This window comes from Bacillus sp. K2I17 (assembly GCF_002209985.1).
GTDB classification, from domain to species: domain Bacteria; phylum Bacillota; class Bacilli; order Bacillales; family Bacillaceae_G; genus Bacillus_A; species Bacillus_A wiedmannii.
The window spans coordinates 268771-282313 of the sequence record NZ_NJGF01000002.1; the positions used below are offsets into that span (position 1 = coordinate 268771).

A 13543-nucleotide genomic window follows, 5' to 3' on the forward strand; every position below is an offset into this window, starting at 1 on the left:
CAAAAGGAATGAATTGATAATTAAAGATGTATTATACAGTATGAAAATGGGCGTGTATAGTAAATCTGTTAAACCATTGTAATGGTGTTAAATTAGGAGAAGGAGTATGTTTCATGAAGGGAATTCAACTTATATTTAAAGATTGGAAAGCGATGTGGCATCATAAACATGGACGTATTGCTTTAATTTTTTTATTAATCGTTCCTTTAATTTATTCAGGATTCTTTTTAGCTGGATATTGGGATCCATATGGACGATTAGATAAATTACCTGTTGCAATTGTAAATTTAGATAAAGGTGCTGCGATGGATGAAAAAACAATTCATGCAGGAGAAGATTTTGTCAAAAATTTAAAAGAGAATAAGGAACTAGCTTTTCATTTCGTATCAGAAAAAAATGCTGATGAAGGGTTAAAAGAAGATAAGTATTATATGGTCGTTACGATTCCAGAGGATTTCTCTAAAAAGGTAAGTACACTTATGGATGAGAAACCAGAGCCAGCGCAGCTTCAGTACAAAGTAAATCCGGGTAAAAACTTTGTAGCAGCTCAAATTGGAACGACAGCTGTTGAAAATATGAAAACAAAAATTTCAAATAGTATTACGAAATCTTATACAGAAGGTGTCTTTTCAAAGTTTCAAGATTTGGCACAAGGATTGAGTGATGCAAGTAATGGTGCTGAGAAGCTGCATGAAGGAACGACAGATGCAAAAAATGGGGCGAATCAGCTTGCAGATGGTATTCATCGTTTAAGTGACGGGGCATCAAAAGTGAAAGAGGGAAGTGAAAAACTTGCTTCTAGCCAATCTGCCTTAAGTGGCGGCGCAAATGAGCTGAGTGAAGGGGCAACCTCACTTCATAGTGGTATGGAGTTATTAGCTCAAGGTGAAAAAACTTTACAATCAGGGGTTAGTGAATTAAGTGCTGGTACAAATGAATGGGTGAACGGAAGTGAGAAACTTGCTGAAGGGCAAGTGAAAGCGGACAATGCAGCAAATAGTGTAAAACAACAATTAGAAGAGTACGTGAAAAGTCATCCAGAAGTGCAGCAAGATCCTGCTTTTCAAAAGATCATTGCTACTTCTAACGGATTAGCTAAAGCAGTAAACACTTTAAATAATAGCCAACAACAATTGACACAAGGTGCGAAGAAGCTTGCTGATGGTCAGAATAAGATTGAACAAGGTATGAATACATTCGGAGTTAAGTTAAGCGAAGCTACTGCTGGAACGAAAAAGATAGCAGATGGTGCTGCGAATGTAGCTAATGGATTTACGAAGTGGGGAAATGGATTTACAACATTACAAGAAGGTGTAAATCACCTTGCGATTGGCGGAACAGAGCTGAATCATGGTGCTAATAAGTTAGAGGACGGACTTGTTAAACTTGACGATGGTGCGAAAGAACTTTCTACGAAATTAGGAGAGGGCGCAGAGAAGATAGCGGATGTTCGCAATGATGATGCCCGTAATACGATGTTCTCAGAGCCGGTTCAGTTAGTGAAGTCGACAGTTTCTGATGTGCCTAACTACGGTTCAGGCATTGCACCATACTTTTTATCACTGGCATTTTATGTTGGCGGAATTATGGCATCGAATATTTTACCTCTTGGCCGTAGACAAAATATGAAGGTAAGCGGAACAGTACATTTTATTAATAAACTAGGATTGGTATATTTAATTGGACTTATTCAAGCATTACTTGTGGATGTGGCTGTGCTAGGAGTTATGAAATTAGAAGTTGCAAGTGTGCCACTCTTTGTTTTATCAAGTATCGTTATTTCCTTTACGTTCATGACGTTTATTCTTATGTTAGTAACGGTATTTGGTCTTGTTGGAAAGTTCTTAGCGGTAACGCTTCTAGTCTTGCAATTAGCGACGAGCGGGGGGACTTTCCCAGGAGAATTAAATATAGCTGTTCTTAGCAAAATTGGGCAGTTTCTCCCAATGTCCCATTCTCTTAGAGGATTACAAGATGTTATCTCTTTAGGAGATTGGTCACAATTACAAATGCAAATTTTAATATTGTTATGCTATCTCGTTGTTGCTGGCGGAATTGCTTGGATTACGAGTCATATACAACATAGGGAAACGAATGCAGAACAAGTTTCTTAAAATGAAAGAAGCTATCCGTTTTTTTAGGATAGCTTCTTTTTTATTTACGCTCCATTACCGCAAAGTAATTGTTTTCATTATCAGCAAAGTTGAATGCTCTACCTGTAGGTAAATCTACAACTTGTCCAACTGTAACGTTTTTCTCAGAAAGATCTTTATACAGTTGATCTAAGTTACTAGAGAAGAACATAAGTGAAGGTGTATTTAAGTTTAATTCAGGTTGCATCTTCGCAATTAACGCTTTATCGTGAAGGACGATGCTTGTGCCTCCTTCTTTCGTTGGTGCAATTTCAATCCAGCGAAAGCCTTGTCCGTTATTTTCTTCCGCAATAATTTGGAATCCTACTGTCTCAGTCCAAAATTGTACTGCTTCATCTTGATTATTTACATATAACATAATTTGTCCAATTTGATTAATCATAGGTGTGTCCTACTTTCTTTTCTTGTATGGAATTCTATTATATCAAAGATATGGTTTGAATACTTTTTCGTGATTTTTCCGAAGTACAATCTTAGCCCATTTCATATTTGTCGTAGGGGAAGGCCCTGTAATCCATGTATGAAATGGTAGTGTACTGCAAATGACCATTGCTGAAATCGAGATTGTGGCCGTTATTGTAAATAATAATAAGCTATATAATATTGTGTTTTCTTGCAGTGTGAATAAAGAAAGAAATTTTGTACATAGTTGCAAGAAGAAAAAATGAGCTAAATAAGCACCATACGTGTAACTCCCAATAAATCGTAATGCTTTATATAAGAAACCTCGTCGTTGTACGATTGTAATAGATAGCACGTAAAGTATAATAATTTCGCATACGATATATAAAAACATAGACGGTTTTAAATAAGTCGAAACGGTTAAATGAATAGAGTTTGCTCCGTAAAAACTAAATAACTCATAATTGATGAATAGAAATAAGACGAAAAATAACATTGTTATAAGCGGGATATGTTTCATGACAAATGTACGCCACGCTTTTAGTGCGACAGCAGCGATTCCTCCCATGACGAAATAGAATGAGTAGAAGAAGAAGGAACGATCTGTATAATGTAAAATGGTTGAGTTAGTCAATTTCTCTCCATTAAAAATGTAGTGGGAAGAATACCACATTAAGAGAAAATATAGACAAGCAAAGATGGTCATATATTTATATATGTCTTTTTTATTTTCTGTTCGTTTTTGAAACCAATAAAATAGTGTGCATAGCAAAGGGAACAATAAGTGAATTTGGAACATCATAATAACGTACCAAAGATGGGGCGCGGCTGTTCCGAGTAATAAACTTTTGATTCCGCTTCGTAGTGTAATCATATCGTTTGTTGTTAATAAGTAAAGAATAGACCAGAAGAAATAAGGAATGAGTAAATGTGCGGCTTTTTCATAAATATATTCTGTGTAGGCCAGTTGCTTCGTATATTGCCGAATTAAGTGAAAGCCGACGATAAATATGAATGCAGGTGCTGAGAATTTTGCAAGGTTAAATAGCATGCCCATAATGAGGGATTGCTCAAGTAAAACATTTCCTTGATTCATTGTATATAATAAGGAACTTTGCAAAACGACAGCAAGGAATGCAATGCTTTGCAAAACTTTAAATTCTGGTGCGCTTTGAGTCATTAGATCCATCTCCTTTTCCATACATGATTATAGTACGGAGAATGGATAATGGATGTAGAATATTTGTGAAGATTATAACAAATTTGTGGCGGAATGGATTATTCCGATATATCTATTAAAATAAAAAAGAGGATGCTCGTTTGGAGCATCCTCTTTCTATTTATTAAGCAAATTTATTTTTGATCCAGTTCTTACCTTCTACAAGGCGAGCTGTCATTACGGCACAAGCGTTATCTCCTGTTACGTTTAACACTGTTGCAGGAGGGTCAATGATTGTACTAATTGCTGCGATAATTGGCAATGCTTCTGGCGGGAAGCCGTATAGAGAAACGATTAACATTTCACCAATCATACCGCCGCCTGGAATAGCGCCCATTACTGTTCCTACTAATAGAGAAACAACAAGTGCGATTGCTAATGTTTTCGGTCCTTCGAATTCCATGTTGAAAATACCGAATAAGAAAGCAATTTTTAATACGCCACCTAAAACAGATCCATCTTTATGAAGTGTAGATCCAAGAAGGACAACTGTTTCACGAACGTCAGAAGAGATACCCATTTTCTTCGTTGCTTCCAAGTTCGCTGGAATACTAGCAGCACTACTACAAGTTGCTAGTGATGTAACTGTAGGAGAGACCATGTTCTTCCAAAATATTTGTACACCTTGTTTGCGACCCGCAAGGTATGCATAGAACGTGAAGAATACAAAGAAGTAAATTAGAGACGCTGGATAGTATACCATTGCTGCTCGGAAGTAAGTTCCAAGAAGTTGTGGTCCGAATTCACCAACTAATGCCGCGAAGTAAGCAGCAAGTCCGATTGGAGCGTAGTACATAATGAAAGATACAACTTTCATTGAAATTTCTGCACCAGCTTGTAAGAATGTAGCGAATGGCTTTCCTTTTTCACCAACTGCTGAAGTTGCAACCCCCATTAAAATAGAGAAGAAAATAAGAGCTAACATATTTTCACGAGATAGTAACTTCGAGAAATCAGATACTGTTATAATACCAACAATTTGATCCGCAACACTAACCGCTTTTTCAGCTTTGTCAGGTTGTGTTAGTTCTAATACAACACCTTGTGCTGGCGGGAATACTTTCACGACAATAATCATAAAAATAGCAGCTAAAATACTTGTGAATAAGAAAGTCCCAGCCATACTAGACATAATTTTACCGAAACGTTTTAATCCATCCATATTAGCAATAGATGACGCGATGCTAAAGAACACTAAAGGTACAACAATCGTAAACATTAAGTTTAAGAAAATGTCACCAAGCGGCTTTAAAGCAACTGCATCGGCACCCATGAAATAACCAATGAAACCACCAATTAGGATAGAAGATAATAAAATAAGTGGAAAGCGATATGCCTTCATAAATATATCCTCCTATCAATTAAAAAAATCATACTGAATTATTATAGCGAGTTAGAGTCCTCTTTACTAGGAGAATAATGATAGATGGAATAGCGTGAAAACCGAGAAATTTTTGTTTTTAAGCTCGGCATACAGCAGGAAATCTAGACATATATATTTGTAACCTAGTGGTGGCAAAGGATGCACCGTAACTTAGGTTTGGAAAAAGGGGGAGGGAAAAGGGATGAATATTTTACTTTGCTGTGCAGCGGGAATGTCTTCCAGTTTAATTGTTACGAAAATGGAGAAAGCAGCAGAGGCAAGAGGGATAGAGGTAAAGATTTGGGCAGTATCAGGTTCTGAAGTAAATAGTCACATAGATGAAGCTGATGTACTTTTACTTGGACCACAAGTACGTTATTTATTACCGAAAATGAAAGAGTTATGTAAAGGGAAAGGGATACCTGTTGATGTCATTCAGTCCGTCCATTACGGGCTTTGTAATGGGGAAGCAATCCTGCAAGCAGCTTTGTTAATGAAACCATGAGGAGAGTGGGATAGATGGTACGGTTTTTAGAGAAATATGTGATGCCAGTAGCAGGGAAGGTTGCAGAACAGAGGCACTTGCTAGCGATTCGTGATGGACTTGTATTGACGATGCCTTTCTTAATTATAGGATCATTTTTCCTCATCATTAGTGCTTTACCAATACCAGGCTATAATGATTTTATGGCAGGTTTGTTTGGGGAGAATTGGCAGAGGGCTTTGGGGTATCCAGTTAGTGCAACTTTTAATATAATGGCTTTAATAGCTGTTTTTGGAATCGCTTACAGACTTGGAGAATATTATAAAGTGGACGCTTTAGCATCCGGGGCATTGTCGCTTGTGACATTTTTACTTGCGACGCCATTTCAAGTTGCATATATTATACCAAGTACAAAAGAGAGTGTACTTGTAGAAGGTGCTATCCCAGCTGCATTAATGGGAAGCCAAGGGTTATTTGTAGCAATGATTATTGCACTTATATCTACTGAACTTTACCGGTTTATTGTACAAAAAAAGATAATTATAAAGATGCCAGAGACAGTTCCGCCAGCTGTGACACGTTCATTTGCCGCGCTTGTTCCAGGATTTATTGTTGTAACGGTTATTTGGATTTTACGCTTAATTATAGAAAATACTTCTTTTGGCAGTATCCATAATATTGTGGGGCAAATTTTACAGGAACCACTTAGTGTACTTGGTGCTAGTCTTTGGGGTGCAATAATAGCTGTTATTCTCGTTCATGTTCTTTGGTCATGTGGAATTCATGGAGCTACTATTGTTGGTGGTGTAATGAGTCCGGTTTGGTTGTCGTTAATGGATCAAAACCGAGTTGCTTACCAAGCAGGGCAAGATATACCAAATACGATTACTGCACAGTTTTTTGATTTATGGATTTATATGGGCGGATCTGGTGCGACACTTGCTTTAGTTATTGGAATGTTATTGTTTGCACGAAGTCAGCAATTAAAAAGTTTAGGTAGATTGTCAATTGCACCTGGTATATTTAATATTAATGAGATGGTAACTTTTGGTATGCCGATTGTCATGAACCCAATTTTACTAATTCCATTTATATTGGTTCCGGTTGTGTTAACGATTGTTTCTTACTTTGCGATGGAATGGGGGTTAGTTGCCCGTCCGAGCGGAGCTGCTGTACCTTGGACGACACCTATTCTGTTTAGTGGATATTTAGGATCAGGTGGAAAAATTTCAGGTGTTATTTTGCAACTCGTTAACTTTGCACTGGCATTCTTCATTTATTTACCGTTCTTAAAAATATGGGATAAACAAAAGTTGGCGGAAGAAAAGGGGGAGTAAAGAACTAAAATGGATACGATAGAAACGAAGGCTTTTCACTTAATTTTGCATGGAGGAAATGCGAGAAGTTGTTCAATGGAAGCAATTGATTGCGCAAAGCGTGGAGAATTTACAGAAGCAGAAGCTAAATTACAAGAAGCGTTAGAGGAATTAAAAGAGGCGCACCGTGTACAAACGGAGCTCATACAGAAAGAAGCTGGTGGTGAAAAGACCGAAGTCACCCTTCTGATGGTGCACGCGCAAGATCATTTAATGAATGCGATTACGGTGAAGGAATTAGCGAGTGAATTTGTAGAATTATATAGGAAGATGTCGATGTCTGAATGAACCTTGCGTATGCAAGGTTTTTTTATGTATGTGTCTGTACCATCAGTGGAGTGTTCGTTCCACTGATGGTATTTATAATCCTCCTTTTTACAAATGAGTAAGAGTGATATTTAATCGGTAGTAACAATCTCCCCTATACCACGGATTAGCTTTTTTATATGCATCTCATTTGGTTTTAATATACTTACGATATAATCAATCGCTATTTGCGGTTCAACAGTCGTACCACACGTATAGCAGTCAATGGCTGCAAAGTTTTTTTCTGGATAAGTGTGAATAGAAAGGTGGCTTTCAGATAGTAAAACTAAAACAGTAACGCCATGCGGATCGAATTCTTTTGTACTTACGTTTAAAACATGGGCACCAGAGCGATCAGCAGCAGTAACTAAATGATATTCTAAAAAGTGAACATCATCTAATAAAGAAAAGTCCACTCCCCATAAATCTACTATTATATGCTTACCGAAAGTAGAGTATTCCATAAAGTAGCACTCCTCACTATAATATCGTCAAAACTCCATTTCTTTTTTGTAACATTGATGTAGGATAAGGTTTGATTCTGAGTTTAAAAGAGCGAGATTACGTTGTTCTAAATGTTCTTCTTGAAATTGAAACAAAGGAGCAAGAAGAGAAGGTAATGTTCGAGGAGTTGGCACAACATATAATTGTTCAATTTGATCGAGTACATAGGCAGAGTTAGCAGCAATATGAAATCCCCAGTCAGTTCCGAAAGAAGGAACGATTGTATGATAACTTTTCACAGTCAATCCAGCATGTTCGATTGTGTTACCGATGCTCCAATATACAAGAGGTGCATCAGCAGGTGAATTAGATTGGCAGACGAATGCTCCATCTTCTGTTAAAAATGTAGCTATCCGAGCAAAAAGTTCGCTTGTATATAAAGTACTTAAAACTTCTGTTGCTGGATCAGGAAAATCAATAATAATTACATCGTATAGAGAGGAAGAAGAATTTAGAAATTCTTTTGCATCGCATACGTGTACATTTACACGACTATCAAAAAATGCACTTTGATTTAAAGAAACTACTTCCGGAACATTACGTGCCATATTAATCATTGCCTCGTCTAAATCAACAAGATCTACATGTAGCACAGTTTCATATTTTAAAACTTCTCGTAAAGCAAGACCATCGCCACCACCTAATATAAGAACACGTTTTGGATCAATTACCTTTGACATAATTGGATGAACAAGTGCTTCATGATAAATTTGCTCATCGACGGAACTAAATTGTAATTGCTTGTCCAAATATAAACGGACATCACTTACTTGTAACAAAGTAATATTTTGATAATTACTTTGTTCTGCAAATAAATTTGTATGCTCACCAGCTTGTATTTCTTTAAGAGAAATTTCATCCCATATATCTAAGCTGTGTGAATTTGTGGGTACTATGATTACATTTTCCGATTGTTCTTGTTTGTTCTGCTTATCCTGTTTATCTTGCTTGTCCTGTTTATCCTGCTTGTCTTGTTTATTTTCCATTTCCTGTTGTTCTAGTTCAAATTTATCAGAGTCTAATTCAGAGCGCTTGTCTTTTTTATAGCTTGTTATTCTATAAATCTTTATTTTGTTCTGTTTTCTATGTTTTGGCATAGGAATCCCCTTTCGAATTGTGTTATTTTATTCTATTCTATGTAATTTAGTAGAGTTGGCTTGGACAATAGATAGAAGAGTGTATTGAAGAGAGGTTTATTTTTACTAGATTTTCACGCGCAAAAAATTTTTTTAGTGTATTTTTTGTTTTAAATACAACTAGACAACTAAACACTAATCTATTTTCATACAGTTATGTGTTAAAAGCGTGTTGTTTTATAACACACTGTGTGTTTTTTTGGTGACACACTAATTGAAAGCGTTAACACACAAAGAAAACAGTCGAAAAAGTGCTGATTTTAGTGGTTTTAAAAAGTTGGCACGCTAATTGCATTAATAAATAGCGTAAAGAAAAATAAATAAACATAAATTTTTTATACTACACAAGGGGGATTTTCAAATGAATATTTTATTATGTTGCTCAGCAGGGATGTCTACAAGTTTACTAGTTACAAAAATGGAAGCGGCTGCAAAAGCTCGCGGTCTAGAAGGAAAGATTTGGGCTGTATCTGGGGATGCAGTAAAAACAAATATCGATCAAGCAGATGTATTATTACTAGGACCACAAGTTCGTTACATGCTTTCTTCAATGAAAACGCTTGCTGATGAGAGAAACGTTGGAATCGACGTTATCAATCCAATGCACTACGGCATGATGAATGGAGAAGCAGTTTTAGATCACGCGTTAACACTTAAAAAATAATTAGGGGGGAAGCGAAATGCAAAAGTTTATTGCATTCATGGAGAAATATATTGTTCCTGTCGCTGGTAAAATCGGATCGCAACGTCACTTAGCTGCGATCCGTGACGGATTTATTGCAGTTATGCCACTTATCTTAGTTGGTGCATTGGCATCACTAATTAATGGTTTTCCGTCTGAAGCTTTCCAAGAGTTCATGAAAGGTTTGTTTGGTGAAACGTGGAAACAAGTTGGCGGTGGAATGTGGACTGGTTCTTTCGCAATTCTAGCACTAATCATAGCATTTACAACAAGTTATAACTTAGCAAAATCTTACGGCGTTGATGGTTTGTCAGCAGGTATTATTTCATTTGGTGCGTTAATTATTCTTACGCCAACAACACCGAAAGAAGGCGGATTGAACTTAGCTTGGACAGGTGCACAAGGGTTATTCGTAGCAATTATTGTGGCGCTCCTTGTTACTGAGGTATTCCGTTTCTTTGTACAAAGAAACATTACATTTAAAATGCCTGATGGAGTACCACCAGCAGTTTTAAGATCGTTCGCAGCTATAGTTCCAGCATTTGTTATCTTAACAGTAGTTGCAGGTATTCAATTAGCAGTGAAATTAGCTGGTACAAGTGTTCATGAATTTATCTTTAATACGATTCAATCACCACTGCAAAGTTTAGCAGGGACATTACCAAGTGCAATTATCATTGTAATCCTTGTTCATCTTCTTTGGTTCTTCGGTTTACATGGTCCAAATATCGTTGGTGGTATTATTGAGCCATTATACTTACCGGCATTAGAGGAAAACATGAAGTTATTCAAAGGTGGTACATCTGCATTTGATGTTCCAAACATTGTTACAAAACCATTCTTTGATACTTTCGTATATCTTGGTGGTTCTGGTGCAACATTAGCGTTCTTAGTAGTTGTGTTAATTGTAGCGAAAAGTGCACAATTACGCAGTGTATCTCGTTTATCAATTGGTCCTGGTGCATTTAACATTAACGAACCAGTAATCTTTGGTACACCAATTATTTTAAATCCAATTTTATTCTTACCGTTTATCATAACACCAATTGTATTAGTAATTACTTCTTATACAGCTATATCTATTGGCTGGGTACCAAAAACAGTTGGGATGATTCCATGGGCAACACCACCAATTATTAGTGGTTATCTTGTAACAGGTGGACATCTTTCAGGTGCACTCCTACAGTTATTCAACTTTGTAATTGCGATGGTAATCTATTATCCATTTGTTGTATTATGCGATCGTTCTGTTGTTCGTACTGAAAAAGCAGCAGCACAAGGAAATAACAACTCTGTACCTATGTAACATAAAGGTTGTTCTCGCAGATAAGATTGTCTGTGAGAACAACTACCTTTATATCATGTTCAAAAAGATGAAATCCATCTACAAGAACACCAAACTATCATTCATAAAATAATAATGTAATAGAAATGTTCAAACTGAAGGGGTATTTCAATCGGTTGAACCATAATAGAGAGGGCGGTAATTATGATGACTACAGCAGAACAAATTCCATTCCAATTAATTTTAAATAGTGGTAATGCACGAAGCTTTGCAATGGAGGCACTTCAATTTGCCAAACAGGGGAAAATGGCAGAGGCTGATGAAGCGATGGTGAAGGCGAAAGAAGCGATTAATGAAGCGCATCATTTCCAAACAGAGCTCATACAATCAGAAGCAAGAGGAGAAAAAACAGAGATTAGTGTTCTTTTAATTCATGCACAAGATCATTTAATGAATGCGATTACAGTAAAAGAATTAGCAGCAGAATTTATTGACCTTTATAAAAAATTAGAAGCGAAAGGGGAATAAAGCATGACTGGAATTAAAATTGCTACAATCGGTGGTGGATCTAGTTATACACCAGAGTTAATTGAAGGATTTATTAAACGTTATGATGAGCTTCCTGTTCGTGAAATTTGGTTAGTAGATATTGAGGCAGGAAAAGAAAAATTAGAAATCGTTGGTAACTTAGCGAAGCGTATGGTGAAAAAATCTGGTTTACCAATCGAGGTACATTTAACACTTGATCGCCGTGAAGCATTAAAAGATGCTGACTTCGTAACAACGCAGCTTCGCGTAGGTTTATTAGAAGCTCGTGCAAAAGATGAAGCAATCCCATTAAAATATGATGTAATTGGTCAGGAAACGAATGGTCCTGGTGGTTTATTCAAAGCGCTGAGAACGATTCCTGTTATTTTAGATATTTGTAAGGATATGGAGGAGCTTTGTCCGAATGCATGGTTAATTAACTTCGCGAACCCAGCTGGTATGGTAACAGAAGCTGTCCTTCGTTATACAAATATTCAAAGAGTAGTTGGTCTATGTAACGTTCCAATCGGAATCCGCATGGGTCTTGCAAGATTACTTGAAGTAGATGCAAGTCGTGTACACGTTGATTTTGCAGGTTTAAATCATATGGTATACGGACTAGACGTATATTTAGATGGCGTAAGTGTAATGGATCGTGTGTTAGAGCTTGTAACAGATCCAGAAAAGCAAATTACGATGGAAAATATTGCAGCACTTAACTGGGAGCCAGACTTTATTCGCGGTCTTCGTGCAATTCCATGTCCATACCATCGTTATTACTACAAAACACGTGAAATGTTAGAAGAAGAGAAAGAAGCTTCGGTTGAAAAAGGTACACGTGCAGAAGTAGTAAAACAATTAGAAGATGATTTATTCGAGTTATATAAAGACCCGAACTTAGATATTAAACCACCACAATTAGAAAAACGTGGCGGCGCTTATTATAGTGACGCAGCATGTAGCTTAATTACGTCTATTTACAATAATAAAGGTGATATCCAGCCTGTTAATACACGAAACAATGGAACAATTGCAAGCTTACCGCATGATTCTGCTGTTGAAGTGAACTGTATTATTACGAAAGAGGGTCCAAAACCAATTGCGGTCGGAGATCTTCCCGTACCAGTTCGCGGTTTAGTACAACAAATTAAATCATTTGAGCGCACAACAATTGAAGCTGCTGTTACAGGAGATTATCATAAAGCGCTGCTTGCTATGACAATTAATCCACTTGTACCATCAGATAAAGTTGCAAAACAAATTTTAGATGAAATGTTGGAAGCACATAAAGAATATCTTCCGCAGTTCTTTAAAAAGGTAGAGAAATAAAGCGGCGCTATTTAGCCCGCTTTTTTTATTCTATTAGGAGGTATTACGATGATTAAGTTAATTGTAAACGCAGATGATTTTGGTCTTACAGAAGGTACAAATTACGGCATTATTGATGGACATATAAATGGACTTGTAAATTCAACGACGATGATGATGAATATGCCAGGAACAGAGCATGCGGTACGCTTAGCAAAAGAATATAACCTACTCGGAGTAGGCGTACATCTCGTATTAACGGCAGGGAAACCTCTTCTTGGAGACGTACCATCACTTGTAAATAGCGATGGATTGTTTCATAAACAAAGCGTCGTATGGGAAGGGAAGCTAAATGCAGAAGAAGTTGAGAGAGAATGGACTGCTCAAATTGAGAAATTCCTATCTTACGGATTAAAACCAACTCATTTAGATAGTCATCATCACGTGCATGGATTACCGATCTTGCACGATGTTCTTGAGAGATTAGCGGCTACATATAATGTTCCAATTCGTCGTTGTGAGGAAGAGCGAGCAGTACGCCCGTTTTCTGACGTGTTTTACAGTGACTTTTACGCGGATGGTGTGACGGAAGATTACTTTGTGAAGTTAAAAGAAAGAGTACAAGGTGAACAAACGGTAGAAATTATGGTTCATCCAGCGTATATTGATCCAGAGCTTGTGAAGCGTTCTTCTTACGTAATGGATCGTGTGAAAGAATTGCGTATTTTAACAGAGAGCGAGTTGCCTGAAGGAATAGAACTTGTGAAGTTTTAATAGAAAAACGACGGCTACATAAT

Annotated in this window: 14 protein-coding genes; 9 read left to right on the forward strand and 5 right to left on the reverse strand. The window is 37.0% G+C overall.

Translation table 11 applies throughout. The features are described 5' to 3' along the window. Positions 1-113 precede the first annotated feature (113 nt). The gene (locus tag CER22_RS04775; protein ID WP_088608290.1) at positions 114-2114 is read left to right on the forward strand and encodes a YhgE/Pip domain-containing protein; all 2001 of its coding nucleotides are present in this window, start codon (positions 114-116) and stop codon (positions 2112-2114) included. A 40-nt stretch (positions 2115-2154) separates the two neighbouring features. Here CER22_RS04775 and CER22_RS04780 read toward each other — a convergent pair whose 3' ends face one another. From CER22_RS04780 to CER22_RS04790, 3 genes are all read right to left on the reverse strand, one after another. Continuing rightward, positions 2155-2535 carry a VOC family protein gene (locus tag CER22_RS04780; RefSeq protein WP_088608291.1) on the reverse strand — a complete coding sequence of 127 codons (381 nt, stop codon included), beginning with the start codon at positions 2533-2535 and terminating at the stop codon, positions 2155-2157. Between the two features lie 42 nt (positions 2536-2577). Beyond that, positions 2578-3735 carry an acyltransferase gene (locus CER22_RS04785; protein WP_088608292.1) on the reverse strand — a complete coding sequence of 386 codons (1158 nt, stop codon included), beginning with the start codon at positions 3733-3735 and terminating at the stop codon, positions 2578-2580. A 163-nt stretch (positions 3736-3898) separates the two neighbouring features. Continuing rightward, on the reverse strand, positions 3899-5116 hold the full coding sequence (locus CER22_RS04790; RefSeq protein WP_048542556.1) for a dicarboxylate/amino acid:cation symporter: 1218 nt from the start codon (positions 5114-5116) through the stop codon (positions 3899-3901). Positions 5117-5339: 223 nt separating this feature from the next. Here CER22_RS04790 and CER22_RS04795 point away from each other — a divergent pair, with 223 nt between their 5' ends. Genes CER22_RS04795 through CER22_RS04805 form a run of 3 tightly spaced genes read left to right on the forward strand, consistent with a single transcriptional unit; the run spans position 5340 to position 7285 of the window. After that, entirely contained in the window at positions 5340-5642 is a 303-nt protein-coding gene (locus CER22_RS04795) for a PTS sugar transporter subunit IIB (protein ID WP_001023540.1), read from the forward strand. A gap of 14 nt (positions 5643-5656) precedes the next feature. After that, a complete protein-coding gene (celB, locus tag CER22_RS04800) occupies positions 5657-6958 on the forward strand; it encodes a PTS cellobiose transporter subunit IIC (protein WP_088608293.1) in 1302 nt (433 codons plus the stop codon). 9 nt (positions 6959-6967) lie between these two features. Next, positions 6968-7285, forward strand: coding sequence for a PTS lactose/cellobiose transporter subunit IIA (locus tag CER22_RS04805; RefSeq protein ID WP_087983153.1), 318 nt, complete (start codon positions 6968-6970; stop codon positions 7283-7285). A gap of 110 nt (positions 7286-7395) precedes the next feature. On the opposite strand, the gene speD is transcribed toward CER22_RS04805, so the two are convergent. Beyond that, complete coding sequence (gene speD / locus CER22_RS04810; protein WP_088123753.1) at positions 7396-7767, reverse strand: adenosylmethionine decarboxylase; 372 nt, start codon at positions 7765-7767, stop codon at positions 7396-7398. Positions 7768-7794: 27 nt separating this feature from the next. Then, complete coding sequence (locus tag CER22_RS04815; RefSeq protein ID WP_088608294.1) at positions 7795-8904, reverse strand: polyamine aminopropyltransferase; 1110 nt, start codon at positions 8902-8904, stop codon at positions 7795-7797. 400 nt (positions 8905-9304) lie between these two features. On the opposite strand from CER22_RS04815, the gene CER22_RS04820 reads away from it, so the two are divergent. From CER22_RS04820 to chbG, 5 genes are all read left to right on the forward strand, one after another. Further along, positions 9305-9607, forward strand: coding sequence for a PTS sugar transporter subunit IIB (locus CER22_RS04820; protein ID WP_001023569.1), 303 nt, complete (start codon positions 9305-9307; stop codon positions 9605-9607). A 16-nt stretch (positions 9608-9623) separates the two neighbouring features. Further along, on the forward strand, positions 9624-10931 hold the full coding sequence (gene celB / locus CER22_RS04825; protein ID WP_088064810.1) for a PTS cellobiose transporter subunit IIC: 1308 nt from the start codon (positions 9624-9626) through the stop codon (positions 10929-10931). A 183-nt stretch (positions 10932-11114) separates the two neighbouring features. Then, a complete protein-coding gene (locus CER22_RS04830) occupies positions 11115-11438 on the forward strand; it encodes a PTS lactose/cellobiose transporter subunit IIA (RefSeq protein WP_000989050.1) in 324 nt (107 codons plus the stop codon). A 3-nt stretch (positions 11439-11441) separates the two neighbouring features. After that, the gene (gene celF / locus CER22_RS04835) at positions 11442-12767 is read left to right on the forward strand and encodes a 6-phospho-beta-glucosidase (protein WP_000145757.1); all 1326 of its coding nucleotides are present in this window, start codon (positions 11442-11444) and stop codon (positions 12765-12767) included. A 48-nt stretch (positions 12768-12815) separates the two neighbouring features. Further along, on the forward strand, positions 12816-13520 hold the full coding sequence (chbG, locus tag CER22_RS04840; protein ID WP_088064809.1) for a chitin disaccharide deacetylase: 705 nt from the start codon (positions 12816-12818) through the stop codon (positions 13518-13520). Positions 13521-13543: the final 23 nt, after the last annotated feature.